We start from the raw sequence: 26,153 nt of genomic DNA, 5'->3' as shown, positions 1-26,153 counted from the left end.
CAAATTTTGAAATTATATCAACGTCTTGACAAATAAAAAACGTCTGCCATACCGGCTCAAACCGCGGTAGACAGGCGTTTGTTTTAAAGTTAAATGTATGTGTCTATTGTGTGACGAAATTCAACGTTCGGAATTAGTCCTTCTTTGTTGCCAAAGCATCACGGATTTCTTGCAAAACGCCCAATTCAGTTTCAAGAACCGTTTCCTCTTCTTCTTCAACTTCCTTGCTTGTCAAAGCTTGTGCCTTACGAACACCCTTCAAGATGAGGAAGACAGCAAAGCTTGTCAACAAGAACGTAATCAAAGTTGAGATGAAGGCCCCAATCTTGATGTCGGCTGAGCCAATGTGCCAGACGATAGCGGAAAATGAAATTGATCCAGTTACGATACCAACAAGTGGCATAATCAAATCATCAACAACTGACTTAACAACAGTTTGGAAAGCAGCTCCCATAATGAAGGCGACTGCCAAATCCATCACATTTCCGCGCATAATAAAATCACGGAATTCGTTCATAAAACTACGCATAATATACTCTCCTATATTCTTTGGTAAGTTAATTATACCTGTACCGTATTTGGGACAGCAAGTAATAACGTTTAACCACATAAACAAAATTTTGAGAAAAAGGCATATTTCTAATAAAACGGTCGAATTGTGGTCGTTCTTTGATACAATGACTATTGGAATAATAGGGGGTATTTACAATGGTTTACAAAATGTTGGTTTCTGATTTAGATGAAACACTATTAAACGATGATGGTACAGTACACGCAGATAATTTGGCGGCAATCAAGACGGCTGTGGCCCACGGCTTTAAGTTCGTGCCAAACACCGGTCGTTCGTTTAACTCGGTGCAAGAGTTGTTAAAGACATTGGGATTGTACGATCAAGCAGGTCAGTATGTGATTTCATATAATGGGGCAGCGATTGTAGAAAATAAGGATAATCAAGTGCTTTTGACACGGGGAATGGACCGCGAATTAGCTGCGTCGATTTTCCGGGCAGGTTTAGTCAATGATCAGGTCGACGTTCATATTTATACGGTTGACACATTGTTTATTTACAATATTTCACCAACTGACAAACAATACATGGCTGAACGTGGCGTTCCTTATGAATTGATGGTAAGCGATGATTTGACTTTCTTAGCGAACGAACAGCCTGTTATGAAAGTTATCTTTGAACATCCTGATCAAGCGGTGCGCGAACAGATTCGGGATGCAGTCCTAGCTGCGGTTGGTGCGGATGCCGTTGAAGCAACTTTTTCATCTTCACGGTATGTTGAATTTAATACGAAGGGCGTTGATAAGGGGGCAGCTTCGTTGTTGCTTGGCGAAAAACTGGGTATTCAGCGCGACGAGATTATCGCGGCTGGGGATAATAACAACGACCTCAAAATGTTGACAGCGGTTGGCTTGGGGGTTAGTGTTGCCAATGGTATTCCAGCGGTGCAAGAGGCCGCTGCGGTTGTCACCGAGCGTACAAATAATGAAGGTGCAATTGCAGAAATTCTTGAAAAATACGTACTGAAGGACTTTAAGTAGACATGGGATTAGCGATTCAGGTTGGTGCCAGTGCCGTTGTCATGGTACTGTTCATCGGGTTAGCATACATAGCGAAAACGTTTATGTGGCCACTATGGCTGTCAATCATCGTGTTCATTTTGGCCTTTGTGGCGGTGACAGTGTTGATGACGCTTTTAACAATGGCCTTGCGCCCGAAAAAGGAGGATGACGATTAGCATGAAAAAGGAAACGCTTAGCAATATCGGTAACGGTTTAATTTGGATTGTGGCCGGTATCATCCTGGATTTTGCCATTCAAGTGTCAGGAATGTTTGCTAACCGTGGTGCCGCAAGTATGTTCCACGTGTCAAAAAATAGTATCTTACCAATCCTGTTGATGCTGTTCTTTGTGGCTGTATTTACGACAATTACGGTGCTAGTGATGCTGTTTGCGGTGCGAAAAAAGGCGCCTAAAACGGGTTTTCACCCGATTAGAAGTGAAAAGATTGGTTGGGTCGGCAAAGGCTACCTCATGATCTTAGGAGCTGGGGCTGTATCAGGTCTGTTACAATATGCACTTACGGGTGGTCGGGTGACGGCAACGAATCAGGCCGCGTTGGAATCAATGGCTAAGGCTGGTGGTGCCTCACTATTATTTGTCATTCTGTTGGCTGTTGTAGTGGCACCGTTGGTCGAGGAACTTATTTTCCGTGGTGTCATCTTAAATTATTTCTTTAAAGATGGACCGTGGTGGCTGAATGTGGTGATTTCTGGTGTCCTTTTTGGGTACTTTCACGTCTTTCAACAATTCCAATTTTTACCAATGCTCCAGTATTCACTTATGGGGATTGCGTTGGCGGTTGTGTACAAGAAGACCAAGCAGATTCAGTATTCAATGCTGACACATATGCTGAATAATAGTGTTGCGGCCATTAGCTTAATTAGTATGGCTTTGCATCATTAAGGTAAGACGGCATTCCGATGCCGTTTTTTGCATATACCTGGTGTTTCGAAAATGCAACACAAAAGGTGTCTTTGGCACTCCCTTTCTCAGTGCAAGAAGCGGTACAATTAGATAAACTAATACTTGTAAATAGTAAGTAGATTTAATATAAAAACGGACGAAAGAGGATTTTGCACATGGCATTCATGGTTAATTTGAAGGAAGTTTACATCGATCCAGCTGACGTTGAAGCATACTTGACGGAGACGGCAAGCCTTTGGCAAGGTGAAGAAGATAACTACGAGAACGACGCTGTGACATCACAATTCATGGACTTTGTGTACAACAAGGACACGGATGACGCACACTTCGCTTTCGAGGCTGCTGAAAATGAATTGGTGATGCGTAAGGGTAAGGACTTCTACCAATTGATCCGTCAAATCCGTACGAAGGTAGACTCAGAAGTTCCTGCTGATGTCACACCATTGGTCGCACAAACGATTAACCAAAACGTGCAACAAAACTTGCGTATGCGTATGCAAATGGTAAATGGGCCTTTCGCACAAACAACTTCACGTGGCTACATCGCCCGTCAACAAGCTGAAGGTAACAACTAATGAAATCGGGCTGGCCACTGTTGGCCGGCCCTTTTTTTCACAGTTAGGCTGATAAATATTCTATGATGACAATAGAAAGTCGAGGTAAGTATGATGTATATTGAACTAGATGATTATGCGATGAATCGTTTGATGAATAATTTTGATCCCAAGACACAAGTGGTTTTACTAGCGGCTGAAGACGGCATCAGTCCTTACAACGATCCGTTGGACATTACGATGGAAACCAGTTTCACGATTAACATTGTTAACAACGATGCCCCATATCAACGATGGTTTGACATGCCGGTTGAGACGAATGCAGGTACTTGGTATATCAAGGCCACGTCTAAGTCGTTGCTTGCTGATAAGATGCAATTACGCAAGAAGAATAACTTCGGCGGGTTGGCTTTGGATTCAGTAGAAGAAGGGCGTTTGGTCGAGAGTGTGGCAATTAAGGATGCAACATCCGTTGACATTGCGGCATACGATGCTAATCAAAATGGACCCGAAATCCACTAAAAAACAATAGTTTGTCAGCGCATTCTTCATGATAAGTGACTATAATGGTAACTATACTAGGGGAACGATCATGGAGGATAAAAATATGACAGAATATTTACATGTAACGTTTGGGTCTCGAACTGTTCTACAAGACGTCCGCAACCAACACCTTGATCACAAATTACTGCTAACAGTAGATGAAGAAGACAAGGAACGCTACCAGTTGCTTGAAAAGACCACTAATAAGAAGTCAATTTTTGCGATGCCAACTACGTATGAAATTCTGGCCGCACGTGGCGATACCAGCGACTTGCGTGGTTGGATGAATTTCACGTTTATCACGTTAAATGATATGGAGCGCGATAATTTTATTCGACGTTACAAGGCGTATGAAGAAGGCATGACAGAGCCGGGCTTTATTAGTTCTTATTTATTGCAACGAAACGATAATTCACATCAAATTGTGATGTTGTCAACGTGGAACATGAAGACCGATTGGGAAAATTGGCAAGCTAAGGAAGATTTCCCACTACGTCAATATGAGAGTAGCAATTCACTATATGGTTTGATGCGCAAACAATATAGTTTTGCAGCTTTCTCAAAGCAAGTCTTTTAATAAAGGTATTCAATAATGGCTAATAATCTGGTATAGTTATTACTGTTATTGATATGCCGTTGTGGCGGAACTGGCAGACGCGCACCGTTCAGGTCGGTGTGGGAGCAATCCCGTGCAGGTTCGATTCCTGTCAACGGCATCAAACTCACCCGTGAAATCCCTTGATACTAGGGGTTTCACGGGTTTTTATTTTGCGTTTGTCGCACACACGAACGTTATTTTTCTAAATCGCAAAAATGGTAAAAAATAAGCACGCGGATAATTACTTAACCCCATATAATAATAGGTGTGGTATGAGGCATTTTAAGGGAGGATGCCAGGTAATGCAGTGGATGCTGGAGAAGAAAGAGAATGAAAAAATCGAGCTGTTAACGTTTTTGAGAGAGCAAATGACAGCCGATATTTCAGTTAAAACGGTAGGCGAAGCGCTTGGTTGGTCAAAGTATTTAACCATCACCGTCGCCCACCAGTTAGCTGAAGATTTAATGACAATTTACGATGGGGAAGAAGAACCGTTGTTGTCAGTACAACAAGACGATAAAATGTTGCACATGCCGATGTCGCGTCACGTTAATACGGACGCTGTGATGTTGGTCTATTTACGTGAATCACTTTATTGGACGTTTATTAAAGAAGTGTTTTTTGAAACGATTACGTCATACGAAGATTTTGCGGAACGTTTCCTGACAACGGTTAGCACAACCCGCAACATTAAGCGCTATGTGGTGAAACATCTGGAACCGCTTGGTATTGGCATTGATGATGAGTACCGCTTTACTGGGGATGAATCGGCCATTCGGGTCTTTTTTTATCGACTCGCGTTACGTTTTTTCGGTGATCGTGAGTTTCCGTATGGCGAGGCCCTGAAAATCCAAGCAGATGCTGGGATTGATCGGTTAGCCGCTGCGATTATGCCAAAGTCGTATATTCGTGATTCAAAACGAATTGCGTTGCGTTTTTACTATACGATTGCGGCATTACGTGTGCGTACCGGGCATTTTGTGGATCCGCACAATTTGGATAATGTCTTGCGTCCAAATGATCAAATGGATGGGTTAACACAATCGTTAATTCAAAAGATGGTTGCTGACTCATTAACGCACGATACGATTAATGAGGCGCAGGCTTTCGATGAGGCTCGTGAAACCCTATTTTATTTGTACGCGTTGAATATTGTTGGGGAAACCGATTGGTTCGGCAACCTGACACCGATGTTACAACGCCGATTGACCGACATTGTTGGTGTAATTGGTCAGTATCATGAGCAATATTTTAATGCGCCAATGTCGACAGTGAGTGCAGAAAAAATTAAACGTGATCTATTTGCGCCAGTCCTGACATTTGAATTGTATGCTCGTGATAGTGGTCATCGCCGTCGGTTTGATTTACGTGAAGCCTACCGGATGTATCCAGTCTTAGTTGAGATGGCACTCAATGTCAGTCGTGAGATAGCGCCGATTGTTAAGCAACCGGTTCGTGACGCAGAAGAATTATTTTTTAGTTATCTCTTTACAGCGTTTGTGGCCCATTTTGAACCCGCCGTCATTTTTCCGCCGATTAAAGTCGATATCGATATTACCTATCGTCCGGCATTAGAAGTCATTTTGAAGCGAATGATTGCGGGAATGGCAGAGTTTAATATTGTGTTTACCAATCGATTCGAGGACGACGTTGATTTGGTGATTTCAGATGCCATGTTGACCAATGTGGATAGTCGATATCGATTTGATTGGCAACATTTACCAAATGTCAAAGAACTTGAACAGTTGCGGACCCGGCTTTCTGAGTTGAAAGCGCAGAAGTTTGCAACCCGGTTCGAGCAACTTGGAATCGCCGAATAGCCAGTCATAGCGTGCATTTGCACGCTTTTTCTTTTTTGAGAAAAATTATTACATTTTGTAATTAGACCCCACCGGTTATGATAAAGGTGTCGAAAACAGGAGGACGTTTTCACAAAAGTACTTGTCACGAAGAATGGGGAAAGAAGAATGACAAAGAAGACAGTAACAACACTTTTGACGGCTACATTGGCATTGAGTGTATTGGCACCTTCAGCATTTGCTGACTCAGCCGTATACTCAAGTAACGCAAAGGTAACATTTGAAGCAACAACGGATCCAACGGCACCAATCGATCCCGACAATCCAGATAACCCAGCGCCTTCAAAGCCTGAGAATCCTGATGGAACGGATCCAAATCCTGGTACAGCTGGACCACTTTCAATCGATTTTGCTTCAAGCTTAGATTTTGGCACACAAAAGATTGCGTCAACTGATCAAACTTATACAGCTGCTGCACAAAAGTTTGCAGATGGGCACACGGGTTCTAACTATGTACAAGTAACAGATAACCGTGGAACTGATGCCGGCTGGAACTTGTCAGTTAAGCAATTGGGACAGTTTAACGACGGCAAGAATGATTTGACTGGGGCGACGATGACGTTTAACAATGCTAATTTGGTTGCCAGCTCAAGCACAACGGCGGGAACACCAGGCAAGTTGTCACCAAAGTTCACGTTGACACCTGGTGTATCAAAGTCAATTGTTGATGCAGCAGCGAACCAAGGTCAAGGAACGTGGGTTGACCGATTTGGGGATGATAAGTCAGCAGATTCATCAATCTCATTGGCGGTACCAGGTGCGACGACAAAGCGAGCAGCGGCATATACGTCAACCTTGGAGTGGACATTGGCAGAGCGTCCAGCCGGTAGTGTTGACTAGGTAAAATCACATATATGAATCGTCGTTTTGGCGAAAAAGACATTAGTCCCACAAACGATGACGTTTGTGGGATTTTACATATCAAGAGGGGAAACAGAGAAAATGAAAATTGGTAAGATTTTAGGCCTAACGGTGTTGGCAACACTTGGTCTACTTGTTGGTGGTAGTCAGACGACAGAGGCAAGCGTCTACACCTTTTCAGTGGTACCAGAATTACCAGAGAACCAGCTTGCAAAAAAGGCGGGCTATTTTGATTTGATGGTTAATCCAGGTGCGACCCAGGATTTAAAACTTAAGTATACAAATAATACGGATCATGCCGTCACGGTGAATGCTGATGTGACAACAGCAACAACGAACGGTGGTGGTGAGGTTGATTACGAGGGTGATCAAAAGAAACTAGACCCATCGCTAGCAGCAAAGGTGCAGGACATGATTACGGTACCGCAAGATGTGGCGCTAGCGGCACGTGAAACCAAGGAGGTAACAGCACATGTCACAGTACCGCAAGCCGGTCTAACGGGTATTTCGTCGGGTGCTTTCACTTTTCGCGACAAGGATTCACAACAACATGCCCAGGCAGCAAGTGCCGGCATGGCAGTGAAAAATGTCTATGCCTTCCAAATTGCCGTTCTGATGCGACAACAAAAAGACACACCGTTTACATTTAATCAAATTCAACGGTCTGGTTTGCAGTTGCATACAGTGGCTGCTGGTCAAGTTAACGCCCGTAATGTGATTAAGGCTAATTTACAAAATCCGTTGGCAAAGTATATTAACGACTTTACAACCGTTGCCATCATTAAAAAGGCTGACAGTGATAAGACGGTATTATCCCAAACGAATACTGATCAGCAAATGGCGCCAAATTCAAATTTTGACCTGGCGATTGCATATGCAAACGGTGCAGCGATGAAGCCGGGCAAGTATGTCCTAGATTTAACGGCGTATGGTCAAAAAGATGATCAGGGTGGCTACCAATTTACTGATGCCGCGAAGACAACGAAGTTTGCTCACCGTTGGCATTTTGAAAAGACATTTACGATTACTGGATCAGAGGCAACACAATACAACAAGGCGGACTTTACAGTCACAAAGGATGCCTTTAATTGGTGGAGTTTGCTGGCTGTACTATTAGCAGTTTTGATTACAGTGTTCTGGTTCATTCTATGGAAGCGCCGTCGTGATGATGAGGAAGAAAGTGAGCAAAACTAATGAGAAAGGGACTAATCAAGATCATGTTGGCAACGCTGGCGGTCTCGCTGACGAGTTATGCAGCACCAGCGTTGGCGGCAACTGTCACCGTCCAGGATTTACAAACGGCAACTAAAATTGGTGAGCCGGCTGCCAACTATGCTGGTGTCGATGAAATGACGAATGCTTTTTTGCCAGGTGGTACGAGTTCTGGTTTTACGAATGGTTGGGCGCAGCTGACCAACGGGGGTTCTAATCAATACGGGTCAGCGAGTTTTAAGTATCAGATTGATATGACATCATCGTTCAATTTCAAAGGCGGTTTTAAAACGAGTTCTGGTGGTAATAGTATTTTTGGTCAAGCCGGAGATGCGTTGGGTATGATTTTAGCGCCGTATGACCCATCGCAAATGGGGAATGGTACACCAAATAAGTACTTGGGAATCGGTAAGAACGGGACGACTGGATTCTCAAGTGCCATTTTCTGGGGAATTGATTTTTACTACAACTCGGACATGGGTGATTCGAACATCGGCACGTCGCTAGGTGTTAATTCGAAGCAATATGCGTCCTTCCGACACACTGACAGTACGGGTAAACTGCAAGCCATCGGTAGCGATGACCAAGCGCAAAACGTCAGTCTAAGTCGTGGTGGTGATGATGTCGGCTTTGCTTGGGAACCGACATCAGTTTCCAGTGATGGCCGGCAAGTAGTTGGTAAAATCACGGTAACGGGTTATGGTAAAACCTGGACGCAAACAGTGACGGTGGCCCGCAATATGGGATTCTCTGTTTTTGGTTCGACGGGTAATGAAACTTCGACTATGTCCGTCAATATGAAGACATTTAGCGTGAAGTATGGAACCGTCCAAGCAACCTTTAACGGTGTCGCCGCCAAAACGACGGTTGATGCGAGTGATTTTAAAGCACCGGTTTTTAATCCTAGCCAGAAGCCGGCAGTGGTTGGAAATACGGTGACGGTTGTGCAAAGTGATGCTGATGTTGATGCGGCAAGTAAGACTGCCAAATTTGATCCTAATTTTGTGTATGTTGCACCTAAAGTAGATGGCTATGATTTTACGGGTGATAACCGCAAAAATTATCAACAGTTTACGATTGCCAACAGTGATGATGATACGAATCACTTTGACTTAACGTATGAAAAGAAAAACAAGGTGACGATTAAGTATCAATATGCGACGCAACTGGGAACCTATTTTGATTCTGTCACAAAGTCGGGTTACGACGGGGATGATTATAGTGTGACCTCACCGGATATCGTGGGTTATAAGCCAGATATTGCAACGGTTACTGGTAAGTTGGGAGATAAAGATACCATTATCGTGACCTATGCACCGTTGGTTAACAAGCCGTTGAATCCGTTTGATCCCGACTATACCAAGCCGGTAAGCCCGTTAATTCCGGGAACGGATACGCCGGTGGGTAAGGAGCAATCTGGCATCTTGACGGTCGACTATGCCTCAACTTTGGATTTTGGGAAGCAAAAAATTTCAGGTCAAGCGACAACGTATGCTGCGAGTGCACAAAAATTCGCTGACACTGCACACAGTACATTGATTGCACCGGTTTACGCGCAAGTATCTGACTTACGGGCACAAGCGGGTGGTTGGACGCTCCAACTAGCGACGTCAGAGCTGAAAAACAAGGCCACAGGCAAGCCACTGCAGGGGGCGTCATTATCGTTTGAAAATGCTAAAATGGCCACGACGCCGGGAAAGTTGACGGGAAACGTTGTGGATAAGCAAACGGTGGCATTTGGTCAAAGTGCAACGATTATGACGACAAATCAAGCAAACGTGCCCGGTACTTGGTTGGCGGTTTTTGGTGGCCAATCTGATTTGGGCCAAACAGACGGCCGAGATGTGGATCAGGCTGTCAAGTTGGCTATCCCAGGTGGTAGTGCGCAGCAAGGTGACTACACGGCAGATTTGACGTGGACCGTATTGGACACGGTTGGGAATAAGTAACATGACAAAACAAATGATTTTATTGGGCGTCGCGATGGCCATGGGTTTCCTAACGCAACCCGTTTCGGCAGATGGGTTGCCATTTGCTGTGACGCCACAGCCGATGAAGGCGCAACTTGATAAAACGGCGCATTATTATGATTTGCAGACGCACCCGGGCGAAGTGGTTGCCCTGAAAATGCAGATTAAAAATTTAACGCAAACAGCGAAAACGGTCCGAATGATTCCTGAACCAGCGCGGACAAATCAGCTTGGTGATGTTGTCTATGATCGCACTGTTGGTCAGGCAATTAACCCGCGGCTAGGGTTTGATAAATTGGCGACAAGTACCCAGCGCATTAAATTATCTGCTGGCCAGACGCGTCGTTTGACCGTCAAGGTACGGTTGCCAAAGACAATGGGGAACGGTGTGATTGCCGGTGGTCTCCATTTTCAGGAAGTAACGGCGCAGCGGCAACACAGTCACCAGCAAATGTTAGCCAATCGTTATGCCTACGTTTTAGGTGTTGTGCTACACACGGGGCAAACGAAAAAAGTAGTTAAGGTTAATTTACAAGCACGGGCGGTTGGTCATCAAATTGGTATTGGTATTAGGAATAAGGCGAACCAGTGTGTCAATCAGGTGAAAGTGACGCAAACCGTGAAGGATGCCAGGGGACACGTGGTACATCAGGCAGCGGTACAAGGTAAGCAATTGGCACCTAATGTCACGGCAGCCATGACGCTGGATCAACAGACGTATCAACCAGGTGACTATCAGGTGACGACACGGTTTGTTAGTAAGACACTGCATCAAACCGTTACGAATAATGTTAAAGTTAAATAGTCAACGAGTAGCCCTTAGCGATGTGCGTCGCTAAGGGCTTTTTGTGATATCACGGGTGCGATGTAAAAATGCTATACAGAGCGATATTAATAGCCGTATAATAAAATCTAGAACCGATGAGGGGAATAAAGATGTTTGATTTAGAAAAACTATCCAAAAAGGAATTACGGCGTGGCAAGTGGCTGACCATTCTGGCGCTGTTTATTGGTGTCGGTGCAATTTCGCCCGTCCAAGCGTCAGCGACTTCAGCACTCACTGCTGGCCTACTGATTTCAATATTTGTGGCGCCTAAAACGGTCCTACGCTGGATTTTACCGCTCGCACTAATTGCAGCAACTTGGTCCTTTTCGGGGGTTAGTTGGCTGTTACAAGTGGTTTTGACGGTAGCTGTTATTGGTGCACGACAGGTATTAGTTGGCCAGGCTAAAATACCAGCTAAACTAACGACTGCCACCAAAACGAAACTTAAAATTAATGGTCAAGGACTTAATAAGCGTGATTTAACGGTTTTTAAAGCGGTTTTCAACCGGACTAACGATAGCGTTAATCATATCGAAAGCTTGCTAACAGAAACAAATGGGTTACGCAAGATTGCGTCAGAGACAGAGGTGATTCGTTTTGCCCGAGGCGTCGTCAAAGAACTTGCTGATGATCCAACGCAGCTGACGGATGCAGACGATTTTGTTTATACACATCTACCTAATATGGAAAAGATTTTGATGACATATCATGACATTATTAGCCATGAAATGATTGATGAATCTGATAAACAACAATTAGCAGCGGCCCGAGATGTGTTGCGCCAATTAGCCGACCAAATCCAGCAAGATTATCGCCATATCACGCGTGATGATATTACATCTTTGCAAGATCAATTGGATACAGCAAAACGAACAATGAGGAAATAAACCATGACGGAAGAGTTAGTAAAAACACCTGAAACAAGCACGCCGGAATTAACGGATACATTAACATCAGACGAAAAAGCTAAAGCGTTGCAGTTGGCGCAAACCCTTGACATGTCTGCTACGGATTCTGTCTTGACCTATGGTTCTGACGCCCAAAAGAATTTAACTGATTTTTCACAGGGTGTCTTGGATCGGGTGCAGAATCAAGATGTCGGTCCGATTGGAGATGCTTTGACAGAACTGATGGGAAACTTGAGTGAAGCAAATCCCAACGAATTGATTCCCGAGAAGCAAGGTTTCTTTGCACGTGTCTTTAAGCGGGTTCAGAAGTCAATTTATGAAGTCACTGCTAAATATCAGAAGATTGGTGCTCAGGTTGATAATGTTGCGGCGCGACTTGATCGCCATAAAGAGACTTTGTTAGCTGATAACAAAATGCTTGACGGTTTGTTCCAACAAAACTTAGATTTCTTCAAGCAACTCAATGTTTATATTGCGGGTGCTGAGATGAAGCTAAGTGATGTTCGTAATCGCGAATTACCCGCTGCCCGGGAAGTTGCGCAAGCGTCAGGTGACCAATTAGATGCCCAAAAGGTGCAAGATTTGGTGCAGTTTGAACAACGTTTGGAAAAGCGCAGCAATGATTTGAAGTTAACGCGTCAAGTTGCCTTGCAACAAGCACCGCAAATTCGTTTAATTCAATCAACCAACCAAGTATTGGCTGAAAAGATTCAATCGTCGATTTCAACAGCTATTCCATTATGGAAGAACCAAGTTGCCATTGCATTAACTTTGTTAAAGCAAAAGAATGCTGTGGCGGCTCAACGCGCGGTTGCAGATACGACTAATCAGTTGCTACAAGCAAATTCCGAGATGTTGAAACAAAGTGCCGTTGAAACTGCGAAGGAAAACGAACGTGGGGTTATTGATATTGAAACCTTACAAAATACCCAAGCTAATTTGATCGAAACCATTGAAGAGACCATGCAAATTCAGCGTGATGGCCGTCAGAAGCGGGCCGATGCAGAAGTGAAGATGCAGGAAATGGAAACGGAATTAAAGCAAAAACTCCTGGCAATGGCTGACGAATCGGCACCACGTAAGAATGTGAATTAATAAAAAAGCTGACCGAATATGACAATCGGCCAGCTTTTTTCATAGGCTATTCATAAAATATTTTAATAGCTAGGTTGTATAAGCAAAATATTTGACACGATATAATCTGCATATTAAGGCCTAGATAAATCGTAATAACTTGCTATAAAAGCTGTTGGACTTGACATGGATTTTTCTTAATCTATTTTTAATAATTGGTCATGGACAGCACATTGTGACTGTCATAGCACTGTAATTTATTCGCAATTTTTCGTAAAAATAGGGGTTACATGTTCACAACTAGACGGCTATAATTGTAGCCATAGGTAGCAGTAACACCGTAGCAGCCGAAAGGGGGCAAATATGGTCACGTTATATACATCACCTAGTTGTACATCATGCCGCAAAGCGCGTGCCTGGCTAGAAGCAAACGCAATTCCCTATAAAGAGCGTAATGTCTTCAAAGAGCCATTGACACGAGATGAGATTAAGAACATCTTGCGCATGACGGAAGATGGTACCGAAGAAATTATCTCAACGCGGTCAAAACTTTTTTCTGAATTAGATATTTCATTGGACGACTTATCGTTGGGTGAACTAATTGAAATGATTCAAAAGCAACCAGCCTTGCTCAAGCGTCCCTTGATGATCGATGAGAAGCGGATGCAGGTTGGGTATAACGAAGACGAGATTCGTCGATTCTTGCCACACGAGGTGCGACAAGCTGAGTTGGCCCGAGCAACAGCTTTGGCTGACCTGTAAAGCAAACATATCCACCATACATAAAAGGGCCATTCCGATGGTCTTTTTTTACCCCATCATGTCACGTTCGTTTATACTGGGGTGCGGTAGGAAACATAACGGGTGGGTTAGCACACCCTGAACGTACGTGGTTAATGCTAATATATCGACTATTATTTCGGAAATTTGGTATAATAGTAAGCAAAGCTAGATTCCCGCAGACTGGGAAGGAAAGGGGTGCCCATAATGGAAATGGAACGCATTAACGAGGATACAATTCGAGTGGTGGTGACCAACGATGATCTCGCTGAGCGCAGTATTTCAGTGATTGACTTGCTGGGCAACCAAGAAGAAATTGAACGTTTCTTCTACAATATCTTGGAAGAAGTTGATGTTGAGCATGATTTCGAAAATAATGAGGCGGTTACCTTCCAAGTATTGCCAAACCGTAACGGCTTGGAGTTGTTCATCTCTAAGAATATTGGGGATAAGGCCATGATGGATGGCGTTATCAACTCAATGTTTGGCAATCGTGATGCTGGTGATGTAAACGATGATGTTTCTGATAGCTTATTAGAGCAATTGTTAGATAATGATGGAGATGGGGCTAAGAAAAAGCCACAAGCTCGTCAGCAACGTGCCGCGGCTGAGTCACGGGCTGCCGACCAGATGGTTAATGCAGCACGCGAATTGGCGCGTGATAAGCAAGGTCGTCGTCAAGTTATTTTGAAGTTTAAGGACTTTGAAGCAATTATCCAATTTGCAAAGATGATGCAAGAAGAAGTTGGTGACTCAAAGGTGATCGAATACAACAAGGACTATTATGTCGAGTTGTCATTTGATGAGTCAGTTTCACAGGCTGGCGTCCAAGATATTACGGCTGTGGCTCGCGAATACGGTGAAGTTACGCCAGTGGCGGCTGAAGTGCTTGCTGAACATGGTCGCACAATTTTTGGTGAGAATGGTTTAACGCAGGTTTTGTCATTTTTTAAGTAATAGTGTTTTTAATAAAAGCCGGATCGACGGAAATGTCGGTTCGGCTTTTTTCGTGCAGAGATAATCAAAATCGCTAGAAAATGAAAACGCTTTCATTGCCCGAGTGAAAAGCCTGATTTTTGTAAATACTCCCACCTTATTCACAGACTAGAACCCGCCACTTTCACATATAGTTCTCATTATTCGAAACTTTTACAAAATATAACTGTAATATAGTTGTTACAACGAAGCGGGCGGTACGCACTATTCTGACAGCCGGCTTTGTTGATCTAAAAAATGCGTACGGGGGATAACATGGGACTTAAATTAGATAGTGACTTCTTGTGGGGTGGTGCCATTGCTGCGCACCAAGCCGAAGGAGCCTGGAATGTCGGTGGTAAGGGCGTGTCAATTGCAGACATTTTAACTGCTGGGGCACATAACCAGCCACGTCAAATTACTGATGGCGTGATTGCCGGATTGAATTATCCAAATCATCACGGTATCTACTTTTATGAGTCGTACAAAACAGATTTGGCGTTGATGGCAGAAATGGGCTTTAAGGCCTTTCGAACATCGATTGCCTGGACGCGTATTTTCCCTAATGGTGATGATGCGCAACCGAATGAAGAAGGTCTACAATTTTACGATGATTTGTTTGACGAAATGAATCGACTTGGTATTGAACCGGTGGTGACGTTAAATCACTTTGAGATGCCATATCATTTGGTTGAAGCTTATGGGGGCTGGTCAGATCGGCGTGTGATTGATTTCTTTGTGACGTATGCGGAGACAGTCTTTAACCGTTATCAGGATAAGGTGAAATATTGGATGACGCATAATGAGATTTCAAATCAAGCGAATTTGGTTGATGAAGCCATGAGCGAGTTCATGATTTGGACCAATTCAGGTCTGCGTTTTCCAGCGGGCACACCAACGGAAGAAAAGCTCGCTGCAATGGTGCAGGCTGGGCACTACGAGCTCGTTGCAAGTGCGAAAGCGGTCGCAATTGGTCATGCCATTAACCCGGAGTTTATGATTGGGGGCATGTTGAATGTGGCGCCACTATACCCAGCGTCACCAAAGCCAGCCGATAATTTGGCGGTTCAAAAAGCCCGTCAAGCGCGTGACTGGTTCTCAGATGTACACGTCCGCGGGGCATATCCGGCCGAATTTGAAGCCTTTGCAGAGCGAACGGGCTTCCGTCCGGACATTACTGATGAGGATCGTGTTGTCTTACAAGCCGGTACAGTTGATTATCTGGCAATTTCGTACTATAACTCGTTTGTTGTTAAAGCGACATCAGCTGGTGATACGGAATTTGAAGATGCGCATGGCTTTGAAATTGTGCCAAATCCTGAGGTGCAAGTTTCAGATTGGGGTTGGGCCATTGATCCACAAGGCCTGCGGTACACGTTGAACGAATTGAATGATTTGTATCCCGGTCTGCCGTTGATGATCGTCGAGAATGGTTTTGGGGCCTATGACGAAGTGGTTGATGGCCAAGTACATGATCAGTACCGCATTGATTATTTGAAGGCCCATATTGCTGAAATGGAAAAGGCAATCGTTAACGATGGTATTCCAGTCATTGGATACTTGTCGTGGGGCCCAATTGATATTGTTTCAGCGGGAACCGGTGAAATGAGTAAACGTTACGGCTACGTGTATGTTGATTTAGATGATATGGGTGAAGGTTCCGGAGAACGTTTACGCAAGGATTCGTTTGAGTGGTATAAGCAAGTCATCACCTCACAAGGTGTGACACTATAAAGAAAAGTAGAGGATTTTATCATGGCAGATAAGGTAATTATGTTAGCGTGCGCCGCAGGTATGTCAACGTCAATGTTGGTACAACGGATGCAAGATGCAGCAAAGGCAGCTGGTAAGGACTACAAGATTTTCGCGAAGTCAACGGCAGATATTGATAGTGAATTAGCTTCAGCTGAAAAGCCAGATGTGTTGTTGCTTGGGCCACAAGTACAATACATGAAGAATGAAGTTAAGAAGAAGACTGATGAAGCTGGTATTCCAATGGATGTTATCAACATGATGGATTACGGCATGATGAAGGGTGATAAGGTTTTGGCAACGGCCGAGGCCATGATGTAATCGCATCAGACGATACTAAATAGCGAACAACGGGGGGATATAGCCATGGATGACGCACGTATGGAAGTTGTTATGGGATTGATTATGCACGGCGGCAACGCAAAGGGCCAGGCTTTCCAAGCGATTCAATTTGCGAAGGAAGGCAAATTTGACGAAGCTGAGGGTGCTTTGAAGCTCGCGAACGAAGAGCTGAAGGCGGCACACGATGTGCAAACGGATATGCTAACCAAGGAAGCCCAAGGTGAGCACACAGAAGTTGATCTATATATGGTTCACGGCCAAGATCATTTGATGAATGCCATTACGTTCCGCGACATGGCTATTGAACTAATTGAGTTGATGAAGCGTGTCCAAAAGTTGGAGGGGTAATTGCAATGGTTAAAGGATACCAAATGCCTGAGGGGTTCTTATGGGGAGCTGCCGTTGCTGCGCATCAACTTGAAGGCGCTTGGGATGTTGATGGCAAGGGTGTGTCGATTGCTGATGTGATGTTGGCCGGCAAAAATGGGGTGCCCCGTGAAGTAACGGATGAAGTTTTACCGGATGGTAACTATCCGAACCACCGAGGCATTAATTTTTACGAGTCATACCCACAAGACTTTAAGTTGATGAAGGAACTGGGCTTAAAGGCTTTCCGTACATCAATTGCGTGGACGCGTATTTTTCCAAATGGGGATGAAGAAACGCCAAATGAAGCCGGCTTGGCTCATTATGACAAAATGATTGATGCGATGATTGAAAATGACATCGTGCCAGTCATCACGTTAAGTCACTTCGAGATGCCATTGCATCTGGTTAAGAAGTACGGCGGGTTCCGTAACCGTCAAGTCATTGATTTCTTCTTGAAGTTTGCCGATACGGTGATGCTACGTTATGGGGATCGCGTCAAGTATTGGATGACCTTCAATGAAATTAATAATCAAACGTCTTGGATGGATCCGCATCCGATGCTGCAAAACTCAGGGTTGCTTGATTATCAGGCAGACGAAGCGCAAGAACTGATGTATCAAGCTTCACACTATGAGTTATTGGCATCCGCATTGGTGACAAAGCGGGCCCATGAAATCGCACGTGAGATGGGATGCGAATTACTGGTCGGTGATATGATTGCCATGAATCCAGTTTATCCAGCTACCTCGAAGCCAGAAGATATTTTGATGGCAGAACGGGCGATGCAGTCGCGTTATTTCTGGGGTGACGTCCATGCAACGGGCCAGTATCCAAACTGGCTAAAAAAGTTCTGGGCACACAAGGGTTTCAAAATCGATATTACACCGGCGGATGAAAAGATTTTGGCTGAGAATACCGTGGATTATGTCGCCTTTTCATACTATATGTCTTGGACAGTATCCGATACTGGCGATGAATGGTTGGAATACGATGAGGAAGCAAATCACGGTGACAACCCATTCTTGCAAAAGTCAGACTGGGGCTGGCAAATCGATCCAGTTGGCGTCCGTTGGGCAATGAACTGGATGTGGGATCGTTGGCATAAACCAATGTTTATCGTCGAAAACGGCTTTGGTGCCTATGACGAATTGACCCCAGAGCATGAAGTGCACGATGATTATCGCATTGCCTATTTCCAAGGGCATATCCAAGCGATGGAGCGGGCGGTTGTCTTAGATGGCATTCCGCTAATTGGTTATCTACCATGGTCAGGAATTGACATTGTGTCGGCTTCAACAGGTGAAATGTTGAAGCGTTATGGCTTCATTTATGTCGACCTGGATGACATGGGCCAAGGGTCGGGCGCCCGTTACCGTAAGGACTCATTTAAGTGGTACCAGCAAGTGATTGCCTCAAATGGAGAGGATTTGGGGTAGGTTAATAAAATTGAGAATTGGTGATGACATGCAAGTAACGATACGAAATAAGTAGAGGAAAACAACATGAATAATTTCATCAATGAAAAGTTGTTGCCGCCAGTTATGAAATTCGTTAACACGAAGGCGGTTACGGCAATTAAGAATGGAATGCTTTACCCAATTCCATTCATTGTTATTGGCGCGGTCTTCTTGATTTTGGGACAATTCCCAATTCAAGGCGTCCAAGATTATTTAAATGAAATTGGCTTAGGTCCAATTTTCATGCAAGCAAACAACGCATCATTTGGTATTATGGCATTGTTTGCCGTATTCGGTATTGCGTACTCATGGGTGCGTGATGAGGGGCACGATGCGGTGCCTGCCGGTATGTTGGCCATTGTGGTCGACATCATTTTGCAACCGGATACGGTTAAGTCAGTGACTAGCATCGCGAACCCAGAACGTGTCTCAACGGCTTGGCAAGTGTCAGGTGTGATTGATAAGGCATGGCTTGGTGGTAAGGGTATGATCGTGGCCATCATCGTTGGATTGTTGGTTGGTTGGTCTTATTCATGGTTCATGAAGAAGGGCTTTACCATCAAGTTGCCAGAACAAGTGCCGGCTAACGTTGCGGCGTCATTTACGGCTTTGATTCCGGGTGCTGCAATTGTTACGGTCGCAACAGCCATTTATGGTATCTTCAAGCTTGGCTTTAACACAACGATGGTTGAGTGGATTTATGCCACGATTCAAACACCATTGCAACACGCAACTGATGGACCGTTGGGTGTTGTCGTTGTCGCCTTCTTGCCAGTGTTCTTGTGGTTCTTCGGTGTCCACGGTGCCACAATCGTGGGTGGTATCATGACGCCATTGCTATTGGCAAACAACGCTGATAACTTGGCTTTGTATAAGGCTGGTAAGTTGACGCTGGATAACGGGGCGCACATTGTGACGCAAGCCTTCATGGATCAATTCATTACGGTGACTGGGTCAGGTATGACAATCGGATTGGTTATCTTTATGTTGGTTCGTGCCAAGTCAGTGCAAATGAAGACGCTTGGAAAGTTGGAAATTGTCCCAGCGTTGTTCAACATCAATGAACCAATCTTGTTCGGATTACCATTGGTTTTGAACCCATTGTTGGCTATCCCATTCATTTTGACGCCATTGGTTTCAGGTTTTGCGACTTATGCCGTGATTGCAATGGGCATTATTCCACCATTTAACGGTATGTATGTGCCATGGACGACGCCGGCAATTGTGTCTGGTTTGATTGTCGGTGGTTGGCAAGGTGCCTTGTGGCAAGCGGTTATGCTTGTGATGACAGGATTCATGTATTACCCATTTGCCCGCAAGTACGACAAGGTATTGCTTGCTGAAGAACAAGGTGATGCACAACCATCAGCCGCTGATATTGAAAAGTTGGAAGAAAACCCAGCTAACTAAATCTAATCTTGATAAGAGTATCACTCGTTCTGAGTGGTGCTTTTTTATTTTTGGACAAATGTTGGTGACGTGCGTCTATCTTTAGTGGAGGTGATGAGATGTACATTGCGCAAACGTTCGGCACAAGCGTACTAATGACTGCGGATAAGGCTGATAAACAACGTAACTATGTTTGTCCCGGGTGTCAGAACCCAGTGACAGTGAAGAAAGGACGACTGAAACAAGCCCATTTTGCGCATACAAGCTTACAAAAATGTCAGGCATTGGCTGAAGGTGAATCGGCAGTTCATTTGCTGGGAAAATTAGCAATGGTTGACTTCTTTGAAGGCATTGGTGGTCGAGTGGTGTTGGAGCCTTGGCTACCTGAGATTCAACAACGACCGGATTTGCTTGTGACGTTTGACAATCGACAAGTGGCAATTGAATTTCAATGTGCACCAATCAGTGCCGAACGGGTGCAACGTCGGACCGCTGGTTTTGCTAAGTTAGGGTTAGATGTTGTATGGGTATTGGGACCGACCTACCAGCAACGAAAATTACAACAGGCGACACTGGCGAAGTTTGCACGCATTCGACAAGATACGCTGCAAGTGGCATTATGGCGTGGTAAAGCCGGCATTCAGTGGCGTGAATGGTGGACAGTTGATGGTCGAGTACACGTTGGGCGTAATGATTATTCTGATCCGATTCGCCAATTGGCAAAAATCCAACAACAACTTGTGCGGCGTGACCGGCGTATCAGACAACTACAGAAACAACTCTATCAGCAGGAACGGACGGTAACCGGGATTCCGGTTTGTTGCCATATTAGCAAACCATTGCCAGGCGGTTTAAAGACCGCTCATTGGATGCTAGCCACGCAATTGATCAGCAGGCTCGAGAAGGGGCCTTGCCATGCTGACCAATTACTAACGATCGTTGAACGGGCTGAATGGTTCGCGTTTGGGGCCAGCTCGGCTAGTACTGTTGCGAAGCTTTGGTTAAACCAGTTATTGGCGTTATGGCAGTCGATGGGGGTCGTGCAATTAACAAATGACCGCTGGTGTTTGGTCGCGAACGTGCATTGGTTTGCAGATTTCAATCAAAAATTACGAGAATTACGTTCTCACGTGCATACAGTTGTCAGTAAGTGATAGAATAAAGCTAACATTTTTGAAATGAGGTGGCGAGCAATGGCCAAAGAATTACCATTACGAGATGCATTGCCCGAGTCAATGACTTGGAATTTGCAGACGATTTTTGCTTCTGATGAAGCGTGGGAAGATGCCTTTGAAGAATTGGCCGATCGATTAGAGTCAGCGGACTTTTTCGCCCAATCAGCAACGACGTCTGGTACAGATTTGTACAATGCGTTGCAATACGGCTTGGGTGTGATGCGTGACTTAGAAAAGTTGTATGTCTATGCTTCAATGAAGTCAGACCAAGATACAGCCAACGCTTATTATCAAGGGTTGAGCAATCGAGCTGAAGCCTTGGCGGCACGTGTTTCTGCGGCTATCGCATTCTTTGATCCAGCTGTTTTGTCACTTTCAGAAGCTGAATTAACGGCCTTTTTTGAAGCAGAACCTAAGCTGGGTGCGTACAAGCATTACTTCGAGAGCATTCTGACGCAACAAGGTCACGTCTTAACGCCAGACCAAGAAGCATTGTTAGCTGCTGCCGGGGATGTTTTTGGGGCTTCAGAACGGACGTTTGGTGTGCTGGATAATGCCGATATTAAGTTTGAAGCTGTCGCCAACGAAGATGGTGAACTGGAGACGTTATCAAACGGGGTTTATTCACGTTTGTTGGAGTCGACTGACCCAGAAGTGCGTCGAAATGCGTTCCAAACGTTTTACAAGTCATATGTCTCACTTGAAAATACGTTTGCATCTTTGATTGCAAGTCACGTGAAGGGTCATAACTTTATGGCTGCTGTTCATAACTATGACAATGCGCGTGAAGCTGCTTTGGCGGGTAACCATGTGCCAGAAGTGGTATACGATACCTTGGTTGCCGAAGTAAATGAGGCGTTACCGTTGTTGCATCGTTACGTGGCACTCCGAAAGCAATTGTTAGGGTTAGACGAGTTGCATTCCTACGACTTGTATACCCCAATTTTGGGCGAACCTGACTTTACGATTGATTACGAATCAGCTCAGGCTGAAGCGTTGAAAGCGTTGGCACCATTGGGTGAAGATTATCTGGAAGTTGTCAATACGGCCTTTGATAATCGTTGGATTGATGTCATTGAGAACAAGGGCAAGCGTTCAGGGGCCTACTCAGGTGGTTCATACGATACAAACCCATTTATTTTGTTGAACTGGGTTGATAACTTGAACAATTTGAGCACTTTAGTTCACGAAATGGGTCACTCGGTGCACTCATATTTGACTCGTCAAAATCAGCCTTATCATTACGGCGATTACCCAATCTTCTTGGCCGAAATTGCGTCAACGACCAACGAAAACTTGTTGACGGATTACTTGCTTAAGACGGTGACGGACAAGAAGTTGCGTGCGTATATCTTGAATCAGTACTTGGACGGCGTGAAGGGAACAGTCTTCCGTCAAACCCAATTTGCAGAGTTTGAGCAATGGATGCACGTTACCGATGCGCAAGGCGTGCCTTTGACGGCAGATGTTTTGGATGAGGCCTATGGTGAGCTTAACCGACGTTATTACGGTCCAGCCTTGACGTTTGATGATGAAATTGCGCACGAGTGGGAGCGTATTCCACACTTCTACTACAACTTTTATGTGTTCCAATACAGTACTGGTTTTGCTGCTGCGACGGCGATGGCCGACAAGATTTTGACTGAAGGGGCACCGGCTGTGGCGGCTTATAAGGAATACTTGAAGGCCGGATCATCTGCATTCCCAATCGATGTGATGAAGAAGGCTGGCCTTGATATGACTCAGCCAGACTACTTGCGTGACACATTCAAAGTCTTCGAAGAACGCTTGAACGAATTTGAAGCGTTGGTGGCGGAATTAGCTGCTGAATAACTAGTGAGTATTAAAAAAGCACAATCTCGATGAGATTGTGCTTTTTACGTTTGGTAGAACGGCAATAACGCCATTCCCTTCGTGTTTTACTTAAACAATGCCCAGTACAAAGTTGAAGCGACGATTGCACCAGCGATTGGGGCCAAGATGGCAACCCAAGCGTACTCCCAGTGCGATGATCCCTTGAACTTCAATGGCAACAGGGCGTGGACCAATCGAGGTCCAAAGTCACGGGCGGGGTTCAAACCAGGTCCAGTTGCACCACCTAATGACGTAACCAACGTTGCAACTAGGACACCAAGTGCTAGACCGGCGATACCTTTATAAACTTCAGATGAAGTAATTCCCAAAGCGCCGAATACTAAGACAAACGTACCAACGAATTCGTTGATAAAACCATTCAGTCGTGAGTTAGCAGCATCAGTTGTTGAGAATGGCGCGAAAACGGCGTCAACGTTTGTGGTCAAGTCAAAGTATGGCTTGTATGCGGCTACCACTAACATTTGACCAAACATAGCTCCCAAAACTTGGGCGATAATGTATGGCAAAACTTCTGACCAAGGGAAGTCGCCTACAACGGCCAAGGCTAACGTGAAAGCGGGGTTAATTTGAGCAGAGAAAGCACCAAATGCCATTGCTGGGATAGCCACACCAGCACCGTAACCAACGGCGATGTTCAGCCAACCAGTTTCTTCTCCCTTTGTGTTCTTCAATTCTGTGTTGGCAACGGCTCCGTTACCCAATAAAACCAAAAATGCTGTTCCAAAAAATTCAGCGAACAAGCGCACTACTAATGAGTGGTCCATAATTCCTCCAAAAAAATAAAAAGTGACATGTTTAACCAAAACAAATTATGTCGCATTTCTGCGCACACACGAACGCTTACCAATTTATCAAACATTTGTTGTGATAACAAGGAATATTAAGGGTTTTTAACAAGTTTGTAAAATTGTGCACATGATACGAAGCGACTGTGAAAGTATCCCAGGCTTAGTTTACCCGAATGGATAATCCATACACACAACAGACTAATAATATTAGATTCGCTTTCATTGAAACGCTTTCAATAAACAGGTAAAATTAAAGGTATCAAATATGTTTGGAGGCAGAACTATGACACCAGGTCAAATTGCATTAATTATAATCGCAGTCGCGGTTTTGTTATTGGTGCTATTTATCGGTTTGTTCCTTGTGCGTTTAACGCGCACGTTGGGCGTAATTACCCGCGATGTCGATATTATTGCGCGCGAAGCGAATGATATTATGGCAAACGCGAATACTTTATTGAATGACGTAAATGGCAAGGTCGCCACAATCGACCCCGCATTCCAAGCGGTGGCTGATTTGGGCACGTCGGTTTCAGAATTGAACGCTGCAACCCACGATTTGACTGGCAAGGTGAAGAAAACAGCTTCATCACGGGGTGCCAGTGTTGCATCAGCGGTAACCGCGGTTAACGGATTCCGTAAAGCACGTAAGTCTCAAGCATCATCAAGTAAATAATTGGAGGGTAAACGCATGTCTAAGGGTAAGGGATTTCTAGCAGGATTGTTGTTTAGTGGGGTAGCTGCCGCAGCTGGGTACGCCTACTACAAGAGCTTGTCAGCTGAGGAGCAAAGTAAGTTGAAGGCAAAGGTTGATGACGTTGTTGTGGATGTTCGTGACAAGGCAGTTGACTATACGTATGCTGCAACGGACGCTGTTGCTTCAGTTCGGGATCGTGCCGATGAGCTTGTAGCTGAGAAGGGGTTGGACGGTAAAGTTGCCGATTTGAAGTCGCAAGCGTCTGAAAAGACGGCTGGCCTACGCGCTAAGGCGGATGATTTGAAGGCCCAAGCACAAGATTTAGCTGACCAAGCGAAGTCAAAGGCAGCTGAAGTTAAGGATCAAGTCCGGAGCAAGGTTGCCCCAGAATTGGCTGAGGAAGACATTGACATTGTGTTGGATCCGACAGCACCATCTTTGTCAGAGGCTTTCGATGATTTAGAAGAGCCAGTTGCGGTTGAAGAAGCAAAGACGATTACGCCTGAAGTTTTGGAACCATCGCAAGGTTTGTCAGAATCAGGTAAGAAGGGCTTGTCAGAGCTTTAATAACCAAAATGAAAAGCGTATCACAGTAAACGTGATACGCTTTTCATTTTGGTTATTACTTTGTAGAATCGCGGTCAATGTAGCCGTGTGGCAAGATGATGTTCTTTACTGCCAATTCTTCGTGATTCATTAATTTGGTTAGCATACGCATGGCAACTGCACCAAGATCGTAGATTGGCTGCGTGATTGATGACATTTGTGGCCGGGTCATCACCGCGATTTTTGAGTTATTATTTGTAATTAACTCAAAATCATCAGGTACGTTGACACCAGCGTCGGTTAGGCCATTCAACAAGCCGGCAGCCATTTCATCGTTAACAACGACAGCGGCAGTTGCTTTTGCTTCTTGGACCAGAGTAGCAATTTGATAACCTGATTGGTAATCATAGTCACCTTGCAAGACCAGGCTTTCATCATAGTCAACACCAGCAACGGCAAGGGCATTCATGTATCCCTTAAGCTTAAATTCACGGTTAATGCCGTGATCTAGGCTACCGGTTACAAAGGCAACCCGTTTGTGGCCGTTCTTTAGCAGCTTAGTGGTTGCTTCGCCGATTGCAGTTGTGTAGTCGATGTTGACAGAAGGTTGTTCTGACACGTGGTCAACTGATCCAGCCAACACAATCGGCACATCAGCACGGGCAAATTCCTTGCGAATACCGTCGTCAATCAAGTTTCCCATGAAGACAATCCCGTCAACCTGCTTGCTCAAAAGATTTTCAAGCACTTGTAGTTCCTTTGTGTCGGACTCATCAGAGTTTGCTAGGATAATTTGGTAGTGGTACATTGCGGCCACGTCATCAATACCACGCGCTAGCTCAGCAAAGTAGTGGTCCGTGACATCTGGAATCACAACACCAATTGTCGTTGTGCGACGTGAGGCAAGGCCGCGGGCGACTGCGTTAGGACGGTAGCCAAGGCGTTCAATCACCGCCTCAACCTTTTCTTTTGTTTCTTGCTTAACGTTGGCGTTGCCGTTAACAACACGTGAAACTGTAGCCATTGAAACCTTTGCTTCGCGGGCCACGTCGTAAATCGTGATGGTCTGCTTTTCCATGTCGATTCTCCTTTGGGTCTTGTATCTGTCTTTAA

27 protein-coding genes and 1 tRNA gene are annotated in these 26,153 nt (G+C 44.8%); 25 read left to right on the top strand and 3 right to left on the bottom strand.

Annotated elements, in window-relative coordinates; genetic code table 11:
* Positions 1 to 133 precede the first annotated feature (133 nt).
* Positions 134 to 529 (bottom strand): large conductance mechanosensitive channel protein MscL, encoded by a 396-nt coding sequence (gene mscL, locus ACJ28U_RS08530; RefSeq protein ID WP_010372453.1) that lies wholly within the window; start codon positions 527 to 529, stop codon positions 134 to 136.
* A 179-nt stretch (positions 530 to 708) separates the two neighbouring features.
* On the opposite strand from mscL, the gene ACJ28U_RS08525 reads away from it, so the two are divergent.
* The 23 genes from ACJ28U_RS08525 to pepF all read left to right on the top strand — a co-directional run bounded on the left by ACJ28U_RS08525 (position 709) and on the right by pepF (position 22,970).
* Positions 709 to 1,548 (top strand): Cof-type HAD-IIB family hydrolase, encoded by an 840-nt coding sequence (locus tag ACJ28U_RS08525; RefSeq protein WP_407618973.1) that lies wholly within the window; start codon positions 709 to 711, stop codon positions 1,546 to 1,548.
* A 2-nt stretch (positions 1,549 to 1,550) separates the two neighbouring features.
* Entirely contained in the window at positions 1,551 to 1,745 is a 195-nt protein-coding gene (locus ACJ28U_RS08520; protein ID WP_407618972.1) for a hypothetical protein, read from the top strand.
* Between the two features lies 1 nt (position 1,746).
* Positions 1,747 to 2,472, top strand: a complete 726-nt coding sequence (locus ACJ28U_RS08515) for a CPBP family intramembrane glutamic endopeptidase (protein WP_407618971.1) — start codon at positions 1,747 to 1,749, stop codon at positions 2,470 to 2,472.
* A gap of 176 nt (positions 2,473 to 2,648) precedes the next feature.
* Complete coding sequence (locus ACJ28U_RS08510; protein WP_010372463.1) at positions 2,649 to 3,068, top strand: hypothetical protein; 420 nt, start codon at positions 2,649 to 2,651, stop codon at positions 3,066 to 3,068.
* Positions 3,069 to 3,158: 90 nt separating this feature from the next.
* Positions 3,159 to 3,569: an iron-sulfur cluster biosynthesis family protein gene (locus ACJ28U_RS08505; RefSeq protein ID WP_242440030.1), complete on the top strand. Its 411-nt coding sequence runs from the start codon at positions 3,159 to 3,161 to the stop codon at positions 3,567 to 3,569.
* 85 nt (positions 3,570 to 3,654) lie between these two features.
* Complete coding sequence (locus tag ACJ28U_RS08500) at positions 3,655 to 4,167, top strand: antibiotic biosynthesis monooxygenase (protein ID WP_407618970.1); 513 nt, start codon at positions 3,655 to 3,657, stop codon at positions 4,165 to 4,167.
* A gap of 55 nt (positions 4,168 to 4,222) precedes the next feature.
* A tRNA-Leu gene (locus ACJ28U_RS08495) sits at positions 4,223 to 4,306 on the top strand.
* A 184-nt stretch (positions 4,307 to 4,490) separates the two neighbouring features.
* Entirely contained in the window at positions 4,491 to 6,008 is a 1,518-nt protein-coding gene (locus ACJ28U_RS08490) for a helix-turn-helix domain-containing protein (protein WP_407618969.1), read from the top strand.
* A gap of 147 nt (positions 6,009 to 6,155) precedes the next feature.
* Entirely contained in the window at positions 6,156 to 6,887 is a 732-nt protein-coding gene (locus tag ACJ28U_RS08485; RefSeq protein WP_010372475.1) for a WxL domain-containing protein, read from the top strand.
* Between the two features lie 102 nt (positions 6,888 to 6,989).
* Positions 6,990 to 8,102: a DUF916 and DUF3324 domain-containing protein gene (locus ACJ28U_RS08480; RefSeq protein WP_407618968.1), complete on the top strand. Its 1,113-nt coding sequence runs from the start codon at positions 6,990 to 6,992 to the stop codon at positions 8,100 to 8,102.
* Positions 8,102 to 10,069: a WxL domain-containing protein gene (locus ACJ28U_RS08475; RefSeq protein ID WP_407618967.1), complete on the top strand. Its 1,968-nt coding sequence runs from the start codon at positions 8,102 to 8,104 to the stop codon at positions 10,067 to 10,069. Before ACJ28U_RS08480 ends, ACJ28U_RS08475 begins: the two co-directional genes overlap by 1 nt.
* Before the next feature lies 1 nt (position 10,070).
* A complete protein-coding gene (locus tag ACJ28U_RS08470) occupies positions 10,071 to 10,895 on the top strand; it encodes a WxL protein peptidoglycan domain-containing protein (protein ID WP_407618966.1) in 825 nt (274 codons plus the stop codon).
* A gap of 131 nt (positions 10,896 to 11,026) precedes the next feature.
* Entirely contained in the window at positions 11,027 to 11,803 is a 777-nt protein-coding gene (locus ACJ28U_RS08465; RefSeq protein WP_407618965.1) for a 5-bromo-4-chloroindolyl phosphate hydrolysis family protein, read from the top strand.
* Between the two features lie 3 nt (positions 11,804 to 11,806).
* A complete protein-coding gene (locus tag ACJ28U_RS08460; RefSeq protein ID WP_099087480.1) occupies positions 11,807 to 12,919 on the top strand; it encodes a toxic anion resistance protein in 1,113 nt (370 codons plus the stop codon).
* A gap of 342 nt (positions 12,920 to 13,261) precedes the next feature.
* The gene (gene spxA / locus ACJ28U_RS08455) at positions 13,262 to 13,660 is read left to right on the top strand and encodes a transcriptional regulator SpxA (RefSeq protein WP_010372490.1); all 399 of its coding nucleotides are present in this window, start codon (positions 13,262 to 13,264) and stop codon (positions 13,658 to 13,660) included.
* Between the two features lie 225 nt (positions 13,661 to 13,885).
* Complete coding sequence (locus ACJ28U_RS08450) at positions 13,886 to 14,635, top strand: adaptor protein MecA (RefSeq protein ID WP_160983801.1); 750 nt, start codon at positions 13,886 to 13,888, stop codon at positions 14,633 to 14,635.
* A gap of 294 nt (positions 14,636 to 14,929) precedes the next feature.
* Complete coding sequence (locus ACJ28U_RS08445) at positions 14,930 to 16,387, top strand: 6-phospho-beta-glucosidase (RefSeq protein ID WP_407618964.1); 1,458 nt, start codon at positions 14,930 to 14,932, stop codon at positions 16,385 to 16,387.
* A gap of 21 nt (positions 16,388 to 16,408) precedes the next feature.
* Entirely contained in the window at positions 16,409 to 16,726 is a 318-nt protein-coding gene (locus tag ACJ28U_RS08440) for a PTS sugar transporter subunit IIB (protein WP_010372498.1), read from the top strand.
* A 45-nt stretch (positions 16,727 to 16,771) separates the two neighbouring features.
* A complete protein-coding gene (locus ACJ28U_RS08435) occupies positions 16,772 to 17,095 on the top strand; it encodes a PTS lactose/cellobiose transporter subunit IIA (protein ID WP_010372502.1) in 324 nt (107 codons plus the stop codon).
* A 5-nt stretch (positions 17,096 to 17,100) separates the two neighbouring features.
* Complete coding sequence (locus ACJ28U_RS08430) at positions 17,101 to 18,552, top strand: 6-phospho-beta-glucosidase (protein WP_407618963.1); 1,452 nt, start codon at positions 17,101 to 17,103, stop codon at positions 18,550 to 18,552.
* Between the two features lie 66 nt (positions 18,553 to 18,618).
* A complete protein-coding gene (locus ACJ28U_RS08425; RefSeq protein ID WP_063082908.1) occupies positions 18,619 to 19,983 on the top strand; it encodes a PTS sugar transporter subunit IIC in 1,365 nt (454 codons plus the stop codon).
* 98 nt (positions 19,984 to 20,081) lie between these two features.
* Complete coding sequence (locus ACJ28U_RS08420) at positions 20,082 to 21,116, top strand: competence protein CoiA (protein WP_407618962.1); 1,035 nt, start codon at positions 20,082 to 20,084, stop codon at positions 21,114 to 21,116.
* A gap of 39 nt (positions 21,117 to 21,155) precedes the next feature.
* Positions 21,156 to 22,970, top strand: coding sequence for an oligoendopeptidase F (gene pepF, locus ACJ28U_RS08415; RefSeq protein ID WP_407618961.1), 1,815 nt, complete (start codon positions 21,156 to 21,158; stop codon positions 22,968 to 22,970).
* 86 nt (positions 22,971 to 23,056) lie between these two features.
* Here pepF and ACJ28U_RS08410 read toward each other — a convergent pair whose 3' ends face one another.
* Entirely contained in the window at positions 23,057 to 23,776 is a 720-nt protein-coding gene (locus ACJ28U_RS08410) for an MIP/aquaporin family protein (RefSeq protein ID WP_407618960.1), read from the bottom strand.
* A 307-nt stretch (positions 23,777 to 24,083) separates the two neighbouring features.
* Here ACJ28U_RS08410 and ACJ28U_RS08405 point away from each other — a divergent pair, with 307 nt between their 5' ends.
* Positions 24,084 to 24,473, top strand: a complete 390-nt coding sequence (locus ACJ28U_RS08405; protein WP_010372520.1) for a DUF948 domain-containing protein — start codon at positions 24,084 to 24,086, stop codon at positions 24,471 to 24,473.
* Between the two features lie 15 nt (positions 24,474 to 24,488).
* Positions 24,489 to 25,061: a hypothetical protein gene (locus ACJ28U_RS08400; protein WP_099087469.1), complete on the top strand. Its 573-nt coding sequence runs from the start codon at positions 24,489 to 24,491 to the stop codon at positions 25,059 to 25,061.
* 55 nt (positions 25,062 to 25,116) lie between these two features.
* Here ACJ28U_RS08400 and ccpA read toward each other — a convergent pair whose 3' ends face one another.
* Positions 25,117 to 26,118, bottom strand: coding sequence for a catabolite control protein A (gene ccpA, locus ACJ28U_RS08395; protein ID WP_407618959.1), 1,002 nt, complete (start codon positions 26,116 to 26,118; stop codon positions 25,117 to 25,119).
* Positions 26,119 to 26,153 lie beyond the last annotated feature (35 nt).

The organism is Weissella sp. MSCH1 (assembly GCF_045799135.1).
Classification (GTDB): domain Bacteria; phylum Bacillota; class Bacilli; order Lactobacillales; family Lactobacillaceae; genus Weissella.
This window is presented reverse-complemented; position numbering and strand designations above follow the sequence as displayed.